Annotated in this window: 15 protein-coding genes; 4 read left to right on the top strand and 11 right to left on the bottom strand. The window is 61.2% G+C overall.

Annotation, left to right across the window (positions count from 1 at the left end; all coding sequences use genetic code 11):
• Window positions 1-27: 27 nt before the first annotated feature.
• Entirely contained in the window at window positions 28-2,496 is a 2,469-nt protein-coding gene (locus tag NKG60_RS18905; protein ID WP_352975339.1) for an adenylate/guanylate cyclase domain-containing protein, read from the top strand.
• Window positions 2,497-3,043: 547 nt separating this feature from the next.
• Here NKG60_RS18905 and NKG60_RS18900 read toward each other — a convergent pair.
• The 3 genes from NKG60_RS18900 to NKG60_RS18890 all read right to left on the bottom strand — a co-directional run bounded on the left by NKG60_RS18900 (window position 3,044) and on the right by NKG60_RS18890 (window position 6,058).
• Complete coding sequence (locus NKG60_RS18900; RefSeq protein ID WP_352665307.1) at window positions 3,044-4,429, bottom strand: hypothetical protein; 1,386 nt, start codon at window positions 4,427-4,429, stop codon at window positions 3,044-3,046.
• Between the two features lie 206 nt (window positions 4,430-4,635).
• Window positions 4,636-5,160 (bottom strand): GNAT family N-acetyltransferase, encoded by a 525-nt coding sequence (locus NKG60_RS18895; protein WP_352665306.1) that lies wholly within the window; start codon window positions 5,158-5,160, stop codon window positions 4,636-4,638.
• Window positions 5,161-5,233: 73 nt separating this feature from the next.
• On the bottom strand, window positions 5,234-6,058 hold the full coding sequence (locus NKG60_RS18890; RefSeq protein ID WP_352665305.1) for a hypothetical protein: 825 nt from the start codon (window positions 6,056-6,058) through the stop codon (window positions 5,234-5,236).
• Between the two features lie 203 nt (window positions 6,059-6,261).
• Here NKG60_RS18890 and NKG60_RS18885 point away from each other — a divergent pair, with 203 nt between their 5' ends.
• The gene (locus NKG60_RS18885; protein WP_352975331.1) at window positions 6,262-7,677 is read left to right on the top strand and encodes an adenylate/guanylate cyclase domain-containing protein; all 1,416 of its coding nucleotides are present in this window, start codon (window positions 6,262-6,264) and stop codon (window positions 7,675-7,677) included.
• Between the two features lie 36 nt (window positions 7,678-7,713).
• Here the strand turns inward: NKG60_RS18885 and NKG60_RS18880 are convergent, their stop codons facing one another.
• From NKG60_RS18880 to NKG60_RS18845, 8 genes are all read right to left on the bottom strand, one after another.
• A complete protein-coding gene (locus NKG60_RS18880) occupies window positions 7,714-8,193 on the bottom strand; it encodes a class I SAM-dependent methyltransferase (protein ID WP_352665302.1) in 480 nt (159 codons plus the stop codon).
• A 175-nt stretch (window positions 8,194-8,368) separates the two neighbouring features.
• A complete protein-coding gene (locus tag NKG60_RS18875) occupies window positions 8,369-9,550 on the bottom strand; it encodes an ABC transporter permease (RefSeq protein WP_352665300.1) in 1,182 nt (393 codons plus the stop codon).
• The gene (locus NKG60_RS18870; RefSeq protein WP_352570080.1) at window positions 9,547-10,545 is read right to left on the bottom strand and encodes an ABC transporter permease; all 999 of its coding nucleotides are present in this window, start codon (window positions 10,543-10,545) and stop codon (window positions 9,547-9,549) included. The genes NKG60_RS18875 and NKG60_RS18870 overlap by 4 nt, the downstream gene beginning before the upstream one ends.
• 2 nt (window positions 10,546-10,547) lie before the next feature.
• The gene (locus NKG60_RS18865) at window positions 10,548-12,446 is read right to left on the bottom strand and encodes an ABC transporter substrate-binding protein (protein WP_352665299.1); all 1,899 of its coding nucleotides are present in this window, start codon (window positions 12,444-12,446) and stop codon (window positions 10,548-10,550) included.
• On the bottom strand, window positions 12,443-14,338 hold the full coding sequence (locus NKG60_RS18860) for an ABC transporter ATP-binding protein (RefSeq protein ID WP_352665297.1): 1,896 nt from the start codon (window positions 14,336-14,338) through the stop codon (window positions 12,443-12,445). The genes NKG60_RS18865 and NKG60_RS18860 overlap by 4 nt, the downstream gene beginning before the upstream one ends.
• A gap of 149 nt (window positions 14,339-14,487) precedes the next feature.
• Window positions 14,488-15,828 carry an adenylate/guanylate cyclase domain-containing protein gene (locus tag NKG60_RS18855; RefSeq protein WP_352665295.1) on the bottom strand — a complete coding sequence of 447 codons (1,341 nt, stop codon included), beginning with the start codon at window positions 15,826-15,828 and terminating at the stop codon, window positions 14,488-14,490.
• Window positions 15,829-15,879: 51 nt separating this feature from the next.
• Entirely contained in the window at window positions 15,880-17,223 is a 1,344-nt protein-coding gene (locus NKG60_RS18850; RefSeq protein WP_352665293.1) for a nucleotide sugar dehydrogenase, read from the bottom strand.
• A 105-nt stretch (window positions 17,224-17,328) separates the two neighbouring features.
• Window positions 17,329-18,507, bottom strand: coding sequence for a DUF3095 domain-containing protein (locus NKG60_RS18845; RefSeq protein ID WP_352665291.1), 1,179 nt, complete (start codon window positions 18,505-18,507; stop codon window positions 17,329-17,331).
• Between the two features lie 74 nt (window positions 18,508-18,581).
• On the opposite strand from NKG60_RS18845, the gene NKG60_RS18840 reads away from it, so the two are divergent.
• Complete coding sequence (locus tag NKG60_RS18840) at window positions 18,582-19,670, top strand: glycosyltransferase family 4 protein (RefSeq protein ID WP_352665289.1); 1,089 nt, start codon at window positions 18,582-18,584, stop codon at window positions 19,668-19,670.
• The gene (locus NKG60_RS18835) at window positions 19,667-20,443 is read left to right on the top strand and encodes a polysaccharide deacetylase family protein (protein ID WP_352975330.1); all 777 of its coding nucleotides are present in this window, start codon (window positions 19,667-19,669) and stop codon (window positions 20,441-20,443) included. The genes NKG60_RS18840 and NKG60_RS18835 overlap by 4 nt, the downstream gene beginning before the upstream one ends.
• Window positions 20,444-20,503: the final 60 nt, after the last annotated feature.

Below are 20,503 nucleotides of genomic sequence, written 5' to 3'. Positions count from 1 at the left end.
GTGGCCCGACTGTTCCGACTCGCCGAGATGCTTGAACGCCTCGGCATACGCGGCCGGCTGTTGCTCGCCTTTTTCGGGATCAGCGCTCTTGCGGTGCTGGCAACCGCTGCGGCGCTCTATGCCTTCCTCCAGGTTGGCGACGTCGTCGACCGAATTACCACGGATCGAGTGCCCTCGGCGCTCGCCTCCCTCCAGCTGTCGCGCCAGGCCGAACGGGTCGCTGCTGCCGCGCCATCCGTGCTGGCAGCGACAAGCAGGGCTCAGCACAGCGAAGTCTCGGCTGCCGTCGCGCTCGAGATGTCCCGCCTCGAGGCCCTGCGCACGGACCTCCGGGATACCACGTCGGGCACAGTGCCTTTGGCCGAGATCGAGGAAGCCGCGATTGTTCTGAGGCGCAACCTGAAGGAGCTCGACTCTCTTGTTGTCGCCCGGCTCGACGTGGTCGCCCGCAAGGAGGAGCTCCTGAACCGCCTCGCCGCGACGACGACCGGAAGCCAGCGCCTTGTCGCCACCGGCATCCTAGTGATGGATTCCAGGCTCCCGCAATGGCGGGCGGTCGCGGCCGACACGTCGCTGTCGCCCGATCGACGCGCAGCGGCGATGGCCGACCTGGTCCAGGCGATTGCGGCCTACATCCCCCAGCAGAAGGCGCAGCTGGAGATCTCGGCTGTCAACGACGCGCTGGTGAAGATCGCGAACGCGCCGACGCCGGGCGACCTGGCGTTGATCCTTTTTCCGCTACGCCGTTCGCTCACTGCTCTTGAAAAGGTTTCCACGGAGATCGACGAAAAGCTGCGGACCCGCTTCCGGCAGCGTGTCGACGAATTCAAGGGTTTGACCGACGGCGAGGACAGTATCCCCAAGGCGCGGGAGGACGAGTTTGCTGTCCTGGCACAGGGTGAAAGGCTTCTGGCCGAGAACAATCGACTGTCGCGCAATCTCACCGCTGGCGTCGATCGCCTGGTCGCCACGGCAGACCAGGAGATCGCTGCGTCCGGTCGCGAAGCCGCGCTCGTCCAGCGCTACGGCACCGCGGTTGTGCTCGGCTCCGCCTTCCTCAGCCTCCTGAGTTCGGTTCTGGTTGTCTGGCTCTATGTCGACCGCAGCCTCCTCGCCCGACTGGGGGCCGTGAGCCAGGGCATGCTCGCGATTGCGGGGGGCAACCTTCGTGCGCCGCTGCCAGCCGCGGGCAGCGACGAAATCGGGCGCATGGCCGAAGCGCTGAGACTCTTCCGGGATACTGCTGTCGAGGTCGAGGAAAAGAACCTGCGCGACGTTGCGGAAGCTCGTCAGCGGCTCATCGATGCCATCGAAAGCATCTCCGAAGGATTCGCTCTGTACGACGGGGAGGACCGGCTCGTCCTCAGCAACAGCCGCTACCGCGAATTGCTCTACACCGGTCTGGAGACCGAACTGACGCCCGGCACGACATTCGAGCAAATCATTCGCCGATCCGCTGAGCGCGGCTACATCAAGGACGCCGAGGGGCGGGTCGAGGAGTGGGTCGCCGAGCGCCTCTCGCGGCACCGCAAGCCTGGCGAACCTTGGGTGCAGCGGCGAGGCGACGGGCGGTGGGTCATGATCAGCGAGCGGCGGATCAGCGCCGGCGGCACGGTCGCCGTCTATTCGGACATCACTGAGTTGAAGCAAAGGGAGGAGAACCTCGCCGAGAAATCCGTGGTTCTGGAGGCGCTTTCCAGCAAGCTGGCGAAGTATCTGGCGCCCCAAGTGTATCGCTCGATATTCACCGGCCGCCAGGAGGTCAGGATCGCCAGCCAGCGGAAGAAACTGACAATATGCTTCTCCGATATCGCCGGCTTTACCGAGACCACTGACAAAATGGAATCCGAGGATCTCACCCAACTCCTCAATCACTATCTGACGGAAATGTCGAAAATTGCTTCGGATCACGGCGCGACGATCGACAAATATGTCGGCGACGCGATCCTGATGTTTTTCGGTGATCCCGAGACTCGCGGCGTCAAGGAGGACGCGCTGGCTTGCGCGCAGATGGCACTTGCAATGCAAAAGCGGATTAGCGAGCTTGCCGAAGTCTGGCGGGACATGGGGATCGAAACACCGCTGCGCTGTCGCATCGGCATCCATACCGACTACTGCACTGTCGGTAACTTCGGCAGCGAGGACAGGATGGACTACACGATAATCGGCGGCGCCGTGAATCTCGCCTCGCGCCTGGAGCAGGAGGCGCCGCCGGGGGCCATCCTCATTTCCTACGAGACGTTTGCGCAAGTGAAGGACTCAATCGACTGTGAGGAGCTGGGGCATGTCCAGGTCAAGGGGATCGCCTATCCCGTCGCCACCTACCGCGTCATTGATCTGAAGGCCAATCTGGCGGCCGCTCGTCGTGCCGTTCGAACCGAGCTGCCGCACTTTAGGCTGGAACTTGAACCGGAGCTGATGTCCCCTGGCGAGCGTGGCGATGCCGCCACTGCACTTCGAGACGCGCTGGATCGGCTTTGTCGCAAGCCCGGGTAGTAGGGCTTGGTCCACAACGACCCCTCCCAATGGATGCAAGGAGTGGGATGCGGGACGCCGCTCATTGGCGCTATCGATGCGAAGGCCGTAGAACGGTCGCGGTCAGTCTTCGAACTCGGACGGAACGTCCGCATCGGAGCCGAGACTTAACATTCACGGCATCACTGAAGGTCCGGATATGGCGCGAGCTGCCCGTTCCGGGCGCCGCGTTAAACGGCAAAGTTTGACCCAGAGCGGGCGCGCGGCGTGACAGTGTCGTACGTCCGAAAGCGTGATAGAGCTGTCGTTGCCGATTTCGAACTCGTGGTGGACGGGTTCCGCAAGGCCGGTGTCGTGCAATGACAGGTGAGGCCAAGTCAGGTCAGGCCTTGAACTGCAGACAGCTCCCAGGCAAGCCAGATTGTCGACGCGGAAGCCGTCGTGGAAATCCCAAAACGCATCAGCGTCAAGGAAGCGGCCGGACCAGACGCCAGAGGCTCACCGATAGTCGCCGTCGCTTGCGGCCGCGCACCAGAAAATCAACCTGAAATAAGGCTTGAAGTAAGGCTCAGGTCGCCTTGATCTCTGCCCGGCCGATCTTGCGCCATCGGGCGTTTTCGCGAACCAGTTTCAGGTCGTCGGTCGTCTCGGCAAATGTCCGCAATCGGTATTGCCGGAGCAGGTTTGGGAAGAGCGTCCCTTCCGGCAGGCCGGCAAGCTGCTCGCGGACCGAGATCTTTTCATCGATGACCCGCATGCCCCAGGCATTTTCCCGAACCTGCAGCTCCGCGGCCAGTTCGCGCTCTTCCGGCGCGTTTTCGTCCAGCACAGCCAGAAGGATCGAGTGGAAAAGCGCTACATAGCCAATCTGTCTCAGGCCGCCCACAACCCGCACGCGCGGCAAGATGGCAAGGACGAGGAACGTCAGGAACAAGTTCGGCAGCAGCACGCCGTCCAGCAGTGCCTGCCTGAGATGCGGCCGCTCGAATGGGATGGAAAGACCTTGCGGCCTGTCGGGCTCGATCAGGTGCCCGTTCTCGAGAACGAGCTTGCGCACGCGCTCCTCGCGGATGCCCCAGAAATAGTCCGTGGCATTGGGCAGGAATCTGCCAAATGGGCTCGATGCGGCCTCTTGCAAGGCATGTTCGAGACGCTGGCGTCTTGCGGGTTCAATGAGCAGCCTGGAAAGAAGGCTGCCGTCATATTCTAGGTGCCGCGCCATGGCAGCCGCGGCGAGCCGATCATCGATGAAAACCGGCAGGGCCATGCCGGCACGATCCCAATTGGCGACCAGATCCTCGTTCAGGGCTGTCAGCGCATCGGCGGCGGTTTCAAACACCTTGTCCTGCCTGGCAAGCAGTGTGCCCAGCCAGCGGCTGGCATCCGTTTCATCGCCCACCGCTTCGAGCGCGCGCTTGTTGAGGGAGACGGGACCGGCCACGCAGGCGCTTTTGCGGCACAGTTTGTGGCGTCCCATGCCAAACAGGTTGACCTTGTCGTCGCCGACGTCGAGCCATCCCGGCCCCTCCCGGCCAACTGTCTCCATGGTCATCGTCGTTCCCATGAAGCCGACGAAGGCCGACAGCCCGTTTTCGACCGCGCCGAGCCAGGCAAGCAGGAGGGCATCGAAGGTGACCCGGTCCATCAGAAGCAGACAGTGCAGGCCGGACTGAATCACCGGTCTGTGCTCGAACTCGTCGAGGGCTTTGCCGATCTCCTCAGGCTGCATAATCCTACCGAGGCGCTGATGCAGGACCTCGCGCAGGATCGAGCGGGCAGCGATTGCCGGGCCCGATGCAGGCCTTGCCACCGGCCGCCACAGATGGCGGGCGTAGTCGGAAACCGGTGCATTCCAGTTCTGCTCGATGTCGCGCACGACCTCCGGGCAGAGCAGCGACAGCACAGCCAGAATTTCCGCCGGAGGCGTAGGGCTTGGGTCAAAGACGGCGGTCATTGGTCCCGTCTAGCCGCTTGCGGTGCAAACGCCAAGCGAGACCAGACTTGCTGGATGCGGCCGGCCCACACACAGATTGTCAATTCGATCAAGATGGTGTGAGACGAAATGACCGTGCCCTACGCAGTTCTCCATGAGCAATTACCTGTTCGCTGACCCGCCACGAATTGTCAGATTGGCTAAACAGCTAAGGCAAACAGCGGATCTTAGAACCTCAGCCGGGCCATGCTCAGGAGGTCGTGGTACTGCCCGTCGGTAAAGCCGGCCTTCACATGCCGGCCTTCGACCTCAAAGCCGTGTCTCTTGTAGAGACGGAGGGCCGCTTCGTTGTCGGCATAGACGGTCAATTCGACCCGCTTCAGGGCGCGCCAGTTGTCGGCCACGTCAAGCAGCGCGCCAAGTATGGCAGAGCCGATACCTTTGCCGACAAAGGCATCGTCAAGGCCAATATTGATCTCGCCGATATGCGAACGGCGCGGTGAACCCTGCACGACCAGGCTGCCATGGCCGACGACCTTGCCGTCCAGCTCGGCAACGATCCAGGTGGTTTCCGGGCCGGACTTGGCGATGCGCCGCGCCACCTGCTCCACCATCTCGAAAGGCATCCTGAGCGTGCCCCAGCGGAAGCCCGGCATGTTGAAGATAGCGCAAAGCGCCTCCGCATCGCTTGGCCGGACGGACCGGAGCAGCGGCTGAATTTTCTCGGAGGGTGGCGAGGTCGTGCTGGTCATGGCATTCCCGGCGAAGGCAATCGGCCCGGTACGATGCACCGGACGTCACCTGAAAATCCAGCCGTCTCTCAACCTATGATACCGATTGCGAGCTAAAATACCTTGAGGCGGCGTAGAGTTTGAAAACACCGCTGATGCCGATCCAGCCGAAAAGGGCGAGCCAGCACAATGTCCCGGTCGCCGTCCAGTCGATCCGGTGCACCGCAGCGTCGGTGATGACGATGCCGAGGATGGCAAGCAGGCCAACCAGAAACTGCGCCAACCCGAGCACCAGCAGTTCCTCGCGCGGCGCGCTTCTCCAGACGAGATATGTACCGCCCGCACCAGCGAGGAAGATGGCGCTGTAGACCTGAGCGTGGAAGGTATCTATCGGCCATGGCCAGATGCCACTGAATGTCAGGGGAAACAGCAACAGGCCGACGCCATAGAGCCCAAGGATCGCGGATTCCGCCGGCATGTAGCCGCGCCATGCGGGATTTAAGGTCATGCCTTTTGCAGAAGGACGGGCCCTGGCCCGCCACAGGAACAGACCGGATACCGCGACCGAAGCAAGATAGACCAAAAACCACAGCCAGGGCGCTTTGCGCTCGAAGTTGAAGTAGCCGAGATTGATGAACGAAGCCACTGACACGACGACGGTGAAGATGAAGGCCATGACGAGCACGAGCCTGCCGGGCGACCAGCGATTCCAGACCAGCAGTGCCGCCATCACGACCATTTCGGCGGTGTAGAAGCCACCGAGGAAGCGCGCATTGAACGGCGTGACGGCCCATGGCCAGCCCGGTTTCACCAGCACAGGCATGAAAAACAGGCCGGCGCCTACGATCAGGACGATGATGACCACCGCAGAGAAAAGGCGCAGGGCCGCGGGAAATGGCGGATTGTCGGATGTCGGCATGGGAGAAAATCCCAAAGATGAAGGCTCCATGACCATCATAGTGCTGCTTGCGGCCGGTTAAAATCCGCCGAATGGAAATTGAACGGTCACCAGGCTTATCCATTCGAATGGCCGTACGGTCCGTTTCGCAGTAAGATGGAGCACTCGGACCAAAGACCGGTCGGGTCAAAACGCCTCGGGGTGCATTTTCCGGAGCCTGCACGATGAACGAAGCTCAGGATCTGTTCTCACTTTTGCGGCAATCGGCCGATGTCGATCCGCAGGCGATCGACGCGATCAAGCGAACCATCGCGGAGGGTGAGGACCGCGAACTTTGCCGCATCAATGCGCCAGCCTTCGCCAGCAAGCATGGCCTCGACGAGGAGCGCGCCATAAGCGCTTTTCTCCATGCGGCGCGGGTGGGCATCTTCGACATTTCCTGGAATGTTCTGTGCCCCGGCTGTGGCGGCGTGCTCGACACCAACGCCACGCTGAAAACCCTGCAAAAGGACGAATACACCTGCGCACTGTGCTCCGAAGGCTATTCGCCGACCCTCGACGAGATGGTCGAGGTGACATTCACCGTCAGTCCCCGCGTGCGCAGGATTGCCGCCCACAATCCGCACGAACTGCCGGTGGCGGAATATTTCCGGCAGATCTACTGGGCGTCCGGCGTCGATCTGCCGGAAGAGGATTTCGCGAAAAAGCTGGAAGCGTTCTCGCTGGAGGATATCGAGCTTGCGCCCGGTGAAAGGGCGGTTCTGCTCATACAGCTTCCGTCCGAATTCGTCATCGTCTTCGAGCCGGTCACCCACTCAGCGCAGTTCATCGACGGGAAAGGTGAACCAACAAAGGAGCGCCGGAGCCTCTCTTTGGCCTTCGACCGCGACCATATCCAGAGCCAGACGCTGGAGATGCAACCCGGCCCGTTGCGCATTTCGCTGGAAAACAGGACCGACACCCGCGTGCTGCCGACGGTCTTCATAGCCGGCCAGGCATTGCATGATTTCCTGGGAAAACGCCGGCCCTTCCTGACCGCCAAGCGCCTGCTCACCAACCAGACGTTCCGCGATCTCTATCGCACGGATACACTCGACATCAACCAGCGCCTGAAGATCACCAGCCTCACGTTCCTGTTCACCGACCTGCGCGGATCGACCGAGCTTTACGAGCGGGTGGGCGACCTTTCAGCCTTCGATCTCGTGCGCGAGCATTTCCAGGTTCTGCACGAGATCGTCACGGCGGAGGCAGGCGCGGTGGTGAAGACGATCGGTGATGCGGTGATGGCGACCTTCGCGACGCCCGATCGTGCGATTGCTGCGGCCCTCAGGATGCGCGATGCCATGCGTACGCTCAACGACAAGAGCGGGCGCGAAGATCTGCTGCTCAAGATCGGAGTCCATGCCGGCCCCTGTATCCCCGTGTCTATGAATGAGCGACAGGACTATTTCGGCCAGACGGTCAACATTGCTTCGCGGGTCCAGAACCTTGCCAACGCACAGGCGATCTTCGCCACTCGGGCGGTGGTCGACGACAATCTCACCGCCGATCTCTTGCACAGGAACGCGCTGACGCCCGTGCCCCACGAGGTCTCGCTGCGCGGCATTGACCGGGAGATAGCAGTATATACGATCCCTTGAAGACTTGGCCCTGAGGACCTGGCTCGTCCCGGCCCCTCACACGCGCCTATAGATAAAATAACGATTGGCGGGCACCGAAGGCGGCGGCGGGAGGCGTTGCAACTGCGGGTGATCGAGCGGCGTGCCGCTGACGGCGATGCCGCCGACGCGAAGCAGGCGCGCGGTCAGATCGGGAAGCCAGGTAGAGGTCACCGCATCGCGATCTTCATAGCCGGTGCCGATGTCGGCATGGACAAGGGCGGCGTCGATGCCAATGAACCTGCTCGCCGTCTCGCGTATTTCGCCGAGCACGAGGTTTTCAGCTTCGGGAATTGAGCTGGCGTGTGCGGCAAGTGCGCGGTCGAACGCTACGATCCGGCGTCCGGGCAGGCGCTCGCGCAGATGGTGGAACGTCCGGCCATTGCCGAGGCCGAGCTCGAGCACGGGCCCCTCCATCTTCGCCACCTCGGCGCAGACATGATCGAGTATGTCGCGCTGTGCGGTCATCCTCCGGATGAAACTGTCGAGGCGACTCATGTGCGATTGTATGTCCTGAACCAGTCCACGAAATCAACTGCCCCTACCAGAGCGTTTTGCGACCAGTCTTGCCGCGTGTTGAGGCGAACGATGAACACTGCAACAAGCGAACAGGCTGCCGACAAAGATCATACCGGGTGGAGTCGTCGGCGCTGCGCGCGGCGGAATAGCGATGTCACTTGTACGGGTCCGCGGCGTCCCGCAACCCGTCGCCGAGGAAGTTGAACGCCAAGATGACGAGAACGACGGGGAGCATCGGCAAAAGCAGCCATGGATAGAACGCGATCACGCTGACGCTGCGCGCCTCGGTGAGCAGGATGCCCCAGCTGGTTATCGGCGCCCTCAGGCCGAGCCCGAGGAAGCTCAGCGCCGTCTCGCCCAGGATCATGCCGGGTATGGAGATCGTCGCCGTCGCGATCAGATGCGACATGAAGCCGGGAATGAGATGCCGCCCGATGATGCGGCTGCTTCTGGCGCCCATCAATTGCGCGGCCAGAACGTAATCCTCCTCGCGCAAGGCTAGAAGCTTCGAACGCACGGCCCGCGCCAGTCCGGTCCAGTCGAGCAGCCCGAGGATGACGGTGATGCCGAAATAGATCAGGATCGGACTCCAGGTTATCGGCATGATCGCCGCCAGAGCCAGCCATAGCGGAATGCTGGGGATCGATTGCAGAACTTCGATTATCCGTTGGACGATCAGGTCGAAGATACCGCCGTGATAGCCGGCCAGTCCGCCAATGATAATGCCGAGCAGGAAGCTGAAACTGATGCCGACGAGGCCGATTGTCAGTGAAATGCGGGCGCCATAGATGATGCGCGAGAGCACATCGCGCCCCAGCCTGTCAGTACCGGCCAGAAAGAGCTGGCCGTTTTCGGCGGGGCAGACAAAATGCCTGTCACCTTCGATCAGGCCCCAGAACCGATACTTGTCGCCCTTGCAGAAGAAACGGATGCGCTGAACATCATCCTGTTTCTCGATGTAGTTCCGCTTGAGCGTGTCCATATCCAGCGTCATCTGGCGGCCATAGACGAACGGCCCGACGAACTGGCCGTCGTGGAACAGGTGCACCCGCTGCGGCGGCGAATAGATGTAGTCCATGTTGCGTGTGTGCAGATCGTAGGGCGCCAGGAACTCGCAGATCAGTATCCCGAAATAAAGCGCTGCCAGGAATATGCCGGATACAACGGCAAGCCGGTGCCGACGGAATTTCCACCACATCAGCCGCAACTGCGACGCCTGAAAGACCTTCTCCTGCTCCGGCGTCATCGCCTCGACCGACTGCAGGTCAAAGGGCTCGATGGAAACGTAGTGTTGCAGTGGGGCACCCGGAGCGGGCAGCGGCGATGGCGTGTTCATTTGGTGCTGCCGCCTTGCAAACGAATTCGCGGATCAAGTAACGCCAGCGCCAGGTCGGAAATCAGGACGCCGATGACCGTCAGGAAGGCGAGGAACATCAGGAACGACCCCGCCAGATACATGTCCTGGCTTTGCAGCGCCTTGATCAGCATCGGCCCGGTCGTTTCCAAAGACAGCACGATCGCCGTGATTTCGGCGCCGGAGATGATGGCCGGCAAGATAGAGCCGATGTCTGAAATGAAGAAATTGAGCGCCATGCGCAGCGGATATTTGACCAGCGCCCTGAAGGGATGAAGGCCTTTGGCGCGCGCGGTCACGACATATTGCTTATGTAGCTCATCGAGCAGATTGGCGCGCAGCCGCCGGATCATGCTTGCCGTGCCCCCGGTGCCGATGATCAAGACCGGAATCCAGAGATGGGCGAGGATCGACTTCGCCTTGGCCCAGCTCATCGGCTCGCCGAGATATTGCTGATCCATGAGATGGCCGATGGACGTGCCGAACCAGATGTTGGCGAAATACATCAGAATCAGCGCCAGCATGAAGTTCGGAATCGCAAGGCCGAGAAGGCCGAAGAAAGTCAGGCCGTAGTCGCCCCAGCTGTATTGATGCGTGGCGGAGTACATGCCGATCGGAAAGGCGATGAGCCAGGTGAAGATGATCGTGACGAAGGAAACCAGCACCGTCAGCCACATTCGGTCCCCGACGACATCGCGAACCGGCAGCTCATATTCGAAGGAATAGCCGAAATCGCCGTGCAGCATCCCGCCGACCCAGTAGAAGTAGCGAATGACCGGTGGCTTGTCGAAACCATATTCCTTGCGCATCATCTCGATGCGATCGGAATCCACCGCTTCGCCCTGAGCCCGAAGCTCGGCAACATAGCTGTCGAAATAGTCGCCTGGGGGAAGTTCGATGATCGTGAACACCAGTGCCGATATGACCAGCAGCGTTGGAACCATCACGGCGATGCGCCAGACAAAATATCGAAGCACGCTCAGGACTCTCCAAGCCAGAATGTATCCGGCATATAGACACCGAAATAGGCGGTCGGGTCGTAGCCGTAGAGCGCCTTGTCAGGCAAATTGCGCAGCCGTGAGGACGCCAGAATCGGCTGATGCGTTCCGTTCACCGTGCCGATCGAAAACACCTGATCGGTATAGATCGACAGCATTGAATTCCAGATCTCGGCGCGCTCCGTGGCTTCGGTCGATGCGTTCCAGCGCTTGAGTAAAGCCATCAACTCGACCACAGGCGGAAGATCGGGCGCTTCACCGACCTTGCCACGGGACAAGTAGTGAGCACCCCAGAGCGGCCATTGCAGCTGGTCGTCGACGGTGGGGGCCAGTTGGTACGGGTTCATGTCGGCGGTCGGCACACCATTGTCGATGCCCGACCACATCGACATCATGATCTGGCCACCAAGCGCGCGGCTGCGGAAGATGTCGCGCTGCGAAGTCCGGATGAACAGGGCGATGCCGATCTTGCGCCAGTGATCGGTGATGAGCTCGAGCGCGTCGGTTTCCAGCGTGCTTTCGCCGGCCGTTTCCACTACGAGCTGCGCCGAGCGTCCGTCGGGAAGTATCCGCAGGCCGTCATCGTCACGCGCCTGAAGCCCGACCTCGTCGAGCAGGGCATTGGCCTGGTCGGGATCATGGGCGACCCAGGCTTTCGCGAATTCCGGCCGGTAGAGCGGGCTCTCAGGCAGGACCGTATCGGCACTTTCCTGCGCCAATCCGTAGAACACAGCCAAATTGATCTCGCGCCTGTCCACAGCGAGCGAAAGTGCGCGGCGCACGCGCACGTCACGAAAAAGGCCACGCCACACCTGGTCGGCACAATTCAGATTGGGCAGCAGCGCCAGCCGCGAACCCTGTGTGCGTTTCCAGAGATGCATCTTCACCGGGTAGCGCTTCTCCGTATCCTTCAGGAAGGAGTAATCCGTGAAGTCAATTCCCATGGCTTGCAGGTCGCTCTCGCCCGCACCGGTCTTGGCGGAAATGATCGCCGACGAGCTGACATTCATGACAATTCGGTCAACATAGGGCAGTTGCCGGCCATTCTCGTCTATTCGATGAAAGAACGGGTTCCGCTCGAAGACGAACTGCTCAGCCGGCGGCTTGGTCCGGTTCTGCCAGGGATCGAGCGTCGGCAGTTCCGGGTTCTCCGGGCGATACTGCCGCGACATGCGGATATGCAGGAGCGTCCATTTCTGGGCCCGGTTCTCCTTCATTAGGCCGGCGAGTCGGAATGGATCCTGGTATTTCTTGTGGAACTGCTTGAGATAGGCGGCCGGCAGAACAAGCGATAGGGGCGAAGCAGCGGCGAGCTTGGGCAGGAAGTCGGGATTGGGCGCATCCCAACTATAGCGGACCGTCAACGGATCGACGATCTCGAAGCGTGGCGGCTTGCCGTCCGCCAGCAGGGCCGGGGCGAGCCCGCCTTGCGAAAGCTCATCGTTCAGCCAGACATCTTCCCAGCAATAGCGAAAATCCTCCGACGTCAGCAGGCTACCGTCAGACCATTTATGTCCTTCTCGTATCTTGAAAGTGAAGACACGATCATCCGCGACATCGAAACTTTCGAGAATGTCGGCTTGCAGGTTAAGCTTTTCGTCATAGCCGACCAAGCGAGCGTACCCGTAGATCGTCATCATCCGGATATCTTTCTGGCTGCCGATGATCGTGCGCAGCGTGCCGCCATATTGGCCGGGCTGCCGGCCCATCGCAGCGAGATTCAACGCGCGCGGGCGCTTGGGCAGGCGTTCGGCGAGTGCCGGCAGCGCTCTGGCCTTCAGCTGCGGCTCAAGAAATTCCGGCTCCAGATCGCCGGCGCGCAACGTGCCCGGCAGAAATGCCGAAGCCATGAGTCCAAGGACGGTGCGCCGGCTGATCAATGGCGTAGCTCGCTGACATCGGCCGAACGTCGGGCCAGTACGAGGTGGCCGCCGCCAAGATCGAGCGGCGACAGCATATCCTCGTCGCCCTCGTCGCGGAATTGCGGTCCCCATGCGCTGGTGTCGGAAGCGCCGCTGAGCTTCAGCGTCTTGAAATCCATCGGCCTGTCGAGATCGGGGAAAGGTACTGCGGCGACCAGTGAGCGCGTGTAGGGGTGGATAGGTTTCCTAAGCAGAATTTCGCGCGGCGCGAGCTCGACGATACGCCCGCCGCACATCACCGCGATGCGGTCTGCCATGTAGTCCACCACCGCCAGGTTGTGGGATATGAACAGGTAGGTCAGGCCCAGTTCCTTCTGCAGGTCCTTCAGAAGGTTCAGGATCTGCGCCTGGACAGAGACGTCGAGTGCCGAAACCGGCTCGTCGCAGATCAGGAGTTCAGGCCCCAGCGCCAACGCGCGCGCGATGCCGATACGCTGACGCTGCCCGCCGGAGAAACTGTGCGGATAACGCTTTATGAAGCGCGGATCGAGCCCGATTGCCTGCATCAGGCTCTTGACCGTGGCGAGTCGGGACGCGGCATTGCCGCGTTGATGGATTTCCAGTGGCTCGCTCAAGATGTTCTCCACCGTCATGCGAGGTGAAAGCGACGAAACCGGATCCTGAAAGACCATCTGGATTTTCGCGCGCAACAGGCGCAGCGCGTCTCCCTCGGCTTCCAAGACGTCGATCGGACCATCGCGGCCGTTAAAGATCACAGAGCCGCCGCTAGGGGTGACAGCCCGCATGAGGATCTTGCTGACGGTGGTTTTGCCGGAGCCGCTTTCGCCGACAAGACCCAGGCACTCACCCCGCCTGATATCAAAGCTCACGCCGTCCACGGCGCGAACAGAGGTTTGATGATCTCCGCCGAACCATCCGGACTTGCGGATCGTGAAGGTCTTTGTCAGATCCTTGACCGACAGCAGGAGGTCGTCCGGCCCCTTCGATGCCGGCGCCGTCTGCTTGCCGAGCAGGTTCTCGACATTCACCGGCACCTCGCGGAGCGCCTGTAGCCTTTCGCCAGGCTTTAGGTCGAAATGCGGAACGGCTGCCATCAGGCCCTTCAGGTAAGGGTGGCCTGGCCGGCGGAATATCGCCTCCACGGGTCCCGCTTCCATGATGTCGCCATGGTACATGACCACCACCTCGTCGGCTACATTGGCGACTACGCCAAGGTCGTGCGTGATCAGCAGCATCGCCATGTTCAGCTTCGTCTGAAGCTCGCGCAGCAATTGCAGGATTTGCGCCTGGATGGTGACGTCCAACGCCGTCGTCGGCTCGTCGGCGATCAACAGGGCGGGCCGGCAGATAAGCGCCATGGCGATCATTGCGCGTTGACGCAATCCTCCCGAAAGTTCAAAGGGATACATGTCATAGGCGCGCTTGGGGTTGGGAAAGCCGACAAGTCCGAGCATTTCCTCGGTCCGCGCCTTGCGCTTCACCCGAGCCATGGGCGTATGAATCTGCAGGGATTCGCTCACCTGATTGCCGATCGTATGCAGCGGCGACAGTGATGTCATCGGCTCCTGAAATATCTTGCCGATGCGGCTGCCTCTCAACGCCCGTATTTCGGGTCCGTCACGCGGCATCTGCAGGATATCCTGCGTCGTGCCGGGCTTTTCAGGATCGGAAAACAGGATACGGCCGCGAACATGGGCTGTGTTCGGCAAAATGCCCATCACAGCCTGGCTGAGAACCGATTTTCCGGAACCGGACTCGCCCACAAGCGCGGTAACCTTGCCGGGCAGGACGCGAAGATTTGCACGCCTGACAGCATGCAACGGTCCCCCTATAATGGCAAAAGAGATGCCAACATCCTCGATCCGCAGTAGATCAACGCCCAAATTCATTCTCACACCAGCCCCCACTCTGGCACGTCCAGAAGGCGAGACTATCGCATTGCCAGCCTAGAGCAACTTGGATTCGAACAGTCGCCAGTTCCCTGGCGGAACCGGCGACCGGACTGCATACCAAACGCGTTCGGATCAGATCGTGGCGGTTACTGGAGCTTCCTCGGGTCGCCCGCCGACAGCCGCGCGGCATCGCGATGAAGCAGCATGACCTGCTCGGCGTCCGATATTCGGTCGTAAATCGGCTCCAGCGCACCGTCTTCATCGAGTGCGAGAGCACCCGACAAATCGGGTGAAAGCACCGTCAGCTTCTTCTTGATGCCCGCCAGTTCCTCCTTGCCGAGCGTCAGCCAGCTATTGGCGCTGCAATAGCCGGCGAAATCTTCGCTGGCGAGAACGCTGTGCGAATATTTCTTGGTCAGGGTCTGAAGGCGCTGGACCTCGTTTACAGCCGAGCCGAAGGCAGAGAATGTGAGCCGGTCGGTAAGCCCGACATTGCCGAACATCACATTGCCGACATGCAGGCCGATACCGAATTTAATGTCGCCCAACCGCTGCTCCTTTCTGCGCAGATTGAGATCCATCATGCGCGCGGTGGCCTTGTGCGCTGCCGCAAGGGCAGCCCGGCAGGCGATCTCGGACTGCGCACGGTGCCTTTCGCAAGGGTAGACGGCAATGAAGCCATCCCCCAGGAAACTCATGATCTGCCCGCCTCTGCGATTGAAAGGTGCAGCAATGGCATCGAAAAACTGGTTCAGCGTATCGATATAGACTTCGCGGCCGGAGGTTTCGGCAAGCCTTGTCGACCCGCGCATATCGGCCATGACCAGTGCAGCCCGGATTGTGTCGCCCTCGCCGCGCTTGATCTGGCCGTCCAGCACCCGCCTGCCGGCGTCGCCGCCGAGATAAGTGGTCATCATGTTGTCGGCAAGCTTGGTGAGCACCGCCATCTTGGTTGCGATAGCGAGATGGTTCTGGATGCGCAGCAGCGCCGAAATCATGCTGTCGCTGAAGCCTGCAGCACTGTCGGTGGACCAAGACCCGATCATGCCCTGACTGGTGTTGCCGCTGAAGGGATGGACGAAAGCCATGTAGTCGGTGACGCCCATAAGCTTGAGGTCATCGAAAACAGGAAATTCCGACGGCACCGACGGGTCGAGCCGGCGCCGCAGATGGTCGAGCTTGTGGCTGAGCAGATGGTAGTATGGGCTGGTCAGGAATCTGTCAGAATGAACGCCGTCCTCATTGCGGAAGCCTTCCACTTCCAGGCCCTGGCCGCGGAGCCAGGTGAAGCCAAGCGCGTCATAAAGCGGATGAAGCATCGAAAAGCTCAAATGCACCCGCTTCAACGGCAGGCCGGCAGCAGCCAGCCGTTCACAAAAGCCCCTTACCAATGTTTTCAGGTCGTCGCCCGCCAACGCCGATTGGGTCAGCCAATCGGCAACCTTATCCATGAGAATGGCAGAAATTTCTGCTTGCGCTGTGTTCATGCTATCTCGAAATCTCCTTGATCCGCCACAAATTCGCCGGCTCGGACGCCGTCAGGCCTTCACCACCGTCTCTCGGGCTAGCCCGAGGCGGCCAAAAACATTGCGTGTATCGACGATCAGTCGAGCGTAATCCGCGATCGCCTGATAGTCGATCGCGTCGTGGTCGGTTGCAACGACGACAGCGTCGAAATCCTTCAAGGCCGCCTCGGTCAATTCGACCGAGCGACGCCCCTTGATCGCCATATGCTCCCGTGTGGTCGGGATTTCGGTAACATGCGGATCGTGGAATTCTGCCCTGCCGCCCCATTCCTCGATGAGTTCAATGAGCCGCAACGAGGGGCTTTCGCGGATGTCGGGCACATTCTTCTTATAGGCGAGCCCGATGATGAGAATGCGCGAGCGGCTGAGCGCCTTGCCGCAGCGCCGGTCCAGCGCCTTCGCCAGTTCATCGACGACATGACGCGGCATGGCCGTGTTGATCTCTGCCGCCAGCTCGATGAAGCGGGTCGGCAGTTCGTATTCGCGCGCCTTCCACGTCAGGTAGAAGGGATCGATCGGAACGCAGTGCCCGCCAAGTCCAGGGCCAGGATAGAAAGGCATGTAGCCGAAGGGCTTGGTCTTTGCCGCCTCGATCACCTCCCAGATGTCGATCCCCATCGCACCGAGCACGACCTTCAACTCGTTGACGAGGGCTATGTTGACCGAGCGGAAGATGTTTTCCGTCAGCTTGACCGCCTCGGCGGTCGCCGTGGTGGAAACCGGAACGACGGTCTTGACCACGCCCTGGTAAAAAGCCTGCACGAGCGTCGCCGCTTCAATGCCGTCCCCTGCCACGACCTTGGGGATCGTCGCGACTTCAAAGCTGCGGTTGCCGGGATCCTCGCGTTCGGGCGAAAAGCCGAGGAAGAAGTCTGTCTTCGACTGCAAGCCGGTTTCTTCCAGTATGGGCTTGATCACGTCGTCGGTGGTGCCGGGATAGGTGGTCGATTCCAGCACGATCAGCTGGCCGAGACGCAGATGCTTCGCGATGGTGCCTGCGGTGTTCCTGACAAAGGAGAGATCCGGCTCGCGGTGTTTCGTCAGCGGTGTCGGAACGCAGACGATGATGACATCGCAGACGGCTAGTTCGGCGAAATCCGCAGTGGCGCGGAACCGTCCACTTGCCACCTGGCCGGCAAGGGCTGTCGACGTCACCGCCTCGATGTAGGATTGGCCGCTGTTCAGGCTCTCGACCTTCTGGGCTTCGATGTCGAAGCCGGAAACCGGGAAGCCGGCGCGTGCGATCGCAACCGCCAGCGGCAGCCCGACATAGCCCAGTCCGATCACGCCGACTTGCGCGGTACGCGTCGAAATCCGGTTCAGAAGACGGTCATATGTCGATCGTGAGGCGTCCAACAATCTGCTTCCCGTCAATTCGGACAGGCCGTCCGCTTCCATGGTGAGGCTCACCGGCCCCAAGAGCCCCGAGGCATATTGCGGAAAATCGATGTCCGCAAGCCGTCAGACCGGCACCTTCGCCTTCAGGCTTGCAGCAGCCATCGCATAGCCGCCGGCGGCGCCATCGATGAAATGAACGTGATCGCGCTGCAGCGGCGATGCGACGAGGCATGTCATCAAGGCCGATTTCTGGCGGTGCAGGCCATAGTTGCAGATGCCCGCCTCTTCCGCCTGTTTCAGCCGGTTCTCGATCCGTTGCAACACATCCGCGTCAACGTCGATGGTCATCTTCAAGCCATCGTCGAACTTCCGGAAATCCGAATTGCTGGCCACTTCGCGTTTGTAGATCTTCGGATCGAATCTGCCGATCGTCCAGCCAAATCTATCCGCAACAGCCGTAAGCGTCATCAGGAACACTATCCACAGCTTCGACAGCCACCGCCGTCCTGCCGGCGCCGTGGCCCGCGACTCGATATCGAGGCCGGCGGGCAGCAAACTGTAGTCCGGCCCGTTCACCGGCACCGGGTGGCCATCGCGTTCCTGCCTGCCGGCAAGGGCGATGATGTCGGAAACCAGAGACTGAAAACCGCGCAAATCGCGCGACGCCCCCGGTATGGCTATGATCGAGACGATTTCGCCGTGCCGGGCTTCGATCGGGTTCCAGCGGCACGAGAGGCCGGTCAGGTCCGGCCGCGCGCCGGCCGGCGCAGGATCGATGCGGTAGCGCCCCGCTTTCATCTCGGCTTCCGCCCAACTGCCGCCACCTCCGGCGAACATGGCATAGAAGACCGCATCGGAGGCCTGGAACCTCGCCACGCGAACGTCGAGGCCTTGCGCTCTTATATCCTTTATCGGCACGATTGCGGCACGCAAGGTCAGATCCAGTTCGTCCGCCACCCATCTCTGGACAGCCGCCAACGCGTTGCGGGTGATCTCCAGCGCCGAGCCGGGAAACGCCACGAGCGCGCCGTCGCCGCCGAAGACAAAGGGAAGATCTTGCCTACCCAGCGCATTGAGCAACGCCGAAATGACGCTGGCGCCGGCCATATTGACGGTTTTATAGCGCCCCGCCTCGATCGCCCTGGTCGAGCCGACGATGTCGGCGGTGGCCAGCGCCCAGCTATCGGGGAGCGGCTGATAGTTATCGATATCGGCAACGCTTTCGAACTTTGCGAAGACCGGCAAAGAAGCGACAAACGGGTCGGACGCGGCAGCTGTTTCCATGAGCATCAGATAGCACATTCCAGTGCTTGAAGGTGAAGTCGTTCATGCTTCGAAATTGACTTGCGCAGGCTTTCCGATGATAGGGTCCGGCGATGCGAATTGCCTTCTACGCGCCGCTGAAGTCGCCCAATCATCCCGTTGCCTCCGGCGACCGCCAGATGGCACGGATGCTGGTCAAGGCGCTGGAGCATGGAGGGCATAGCGTCGAACTGGCATCCGAATTGCGCTTCTATCTACGCGAACCGGATTCGAAAAGTTTCGATGCGCTCAAGATCGAGGCCCGGGAGGAAGCCGCGCGGCTGGCAAGGCTTTGGGATCGTGACGGCAAGCCCGACCTGTGGTTCACCTATCATCCCTATTACAAGGCGCCCGACCTGATCGGGCCCGAACTGGCGTTGGCCTTTGGTGTCCCCTATGTGACAGCGGAAGCCTCCTATTCGAGGCGGCGCAACACCGGCTTGTGGGCCGATACGCAAGCGTTGGTGGCGCGAGCCGTCGAACAGGCGGCGCTGAACATCTGCTTCACGCAAAGGGATCGTCAGGGACTGGCAGATGCGGTACCCGACGCCGCTTTCGGCATGCTTTCGCCCTTCATCGACACATCGGTATTCCGGGAAACGCCGGCACGGGGTTGCCCGACGCGCCTCGTTACCGTGGCCATGATGCGCGCGGGCGACAAAGTCGAAAGCTATCGCATGCTGGCGCAGGCGCTGAGTTCGATCGCTCACCTGCCCTGGACCATGTCGGTCGTCGGGGACGGACCTGCCCGCGAAGCGGTCAGAGCGCAATTCGCCGGCTTGCCCGCCGACCGTATCGAATGGCTTGGCGCGATTGAGCCAGCCGCCGTGCCGGATGTCCTCTACAGTGGGGGAATTTACGTCTGGCCGGGTTTCGGCGAGGCCTATGGTGTTGCCTATCTTGAAGCACAGGCCGCGGGCCTTCCGGTTGTGGCTCAGGACATCGCCGGCGTGCCGGAGGTCGTGCGGGATGGCCAGGCCGGGTCTCTCACCCCGCCGGGCGATGTGGCGGCGTTCGCTTCTGCCATTGAAAGGCTTCTGGCCCGTAACGACGAAAGATCCATCATGGCCGCAGAAGCCAGACGTTTCATCCTCGAAGAACGTTCTCTCGGTGCCGCGGCGGCGCGTCTGGCCGAACTTCTTGCGACGATCCCGGTCTCATGACATCCGATCAAATCTGGCCACCCTTGGTGGAGGAACTGGCGAGCCGGCAACGGGCGGACCGTAAGGCAGAGTTCTGGCTGCGCGACGATGACGCCGTGGATACGACGCCTGCGCTTGATCGGCTGCTCGACCTCACTGGCGAATTCGCGGTTCCGGTGACCCTGGCCGTCATTCCCGCCCTGACTGACGAGAAGCTTGTCGTTCGGCTTGACGAGGCGCCGCATGCCACGGTCGCCATCCATGGCTGGGCGCACCGAAATCATGCGCCTGAGGGCCAGAAGAAGCAGGAGCTCGGCGCGCATCGGCCACGCGAGGCGGTGCTCGATGATCTGGCTCGCGGGCTGGCGCACGTAACCGGCCTGCACGGCGCACGTGCCGTTCCGATGCTGGTGCCACCCTGGAACAGGATCGACGCCGGCTTGGTATCCGACCTTGGATCGTTAGGATTTACGGCACTGTCGGTCTATGGGCCGCCAAGGCCGGCTTCACTTGCGGTCATCAACAGCAATGTCGACATCATGGATTGGCATGGCACGCGCGGCTGCCGCGATCACGGCCTATTGGTTCAGGCTATCATCGCGCAATTGCAGCATGCATTCGATGGCGGCGAACCGGTGGGCCTGCTCACCCACCATCTCGTACATGATCAATCGGCATGGCTCTTCCTCGAACGGCTGTTCACGGTCACCGCACAGAGTGAAGCCTGCGCATGGCTTCCGATCAGGACATTGATCGGGCGCAGCGCCGGTAGAGCAATTCCAGGAAAAGTGTGAACGGTTTTCCCGGGAAAAGCGCGTAGCGCTTTCCCTTGGGAATTGCGTCAGATAGAGGAA

Origin of the sequence: Mesorhizobium sp. M1428 (assembly GCF_040317515.1) — a bacterium.
Taxonomy (GTDB): domain Bacteria; phylum Pseudomonadota; class Alphaproteobacteria; order Rhizobiales; family Rhizobiaceae; genus Mesorhizobium.
This window is presented reverse-complemented; position numbering and strand designations above follow the sequence as displayed.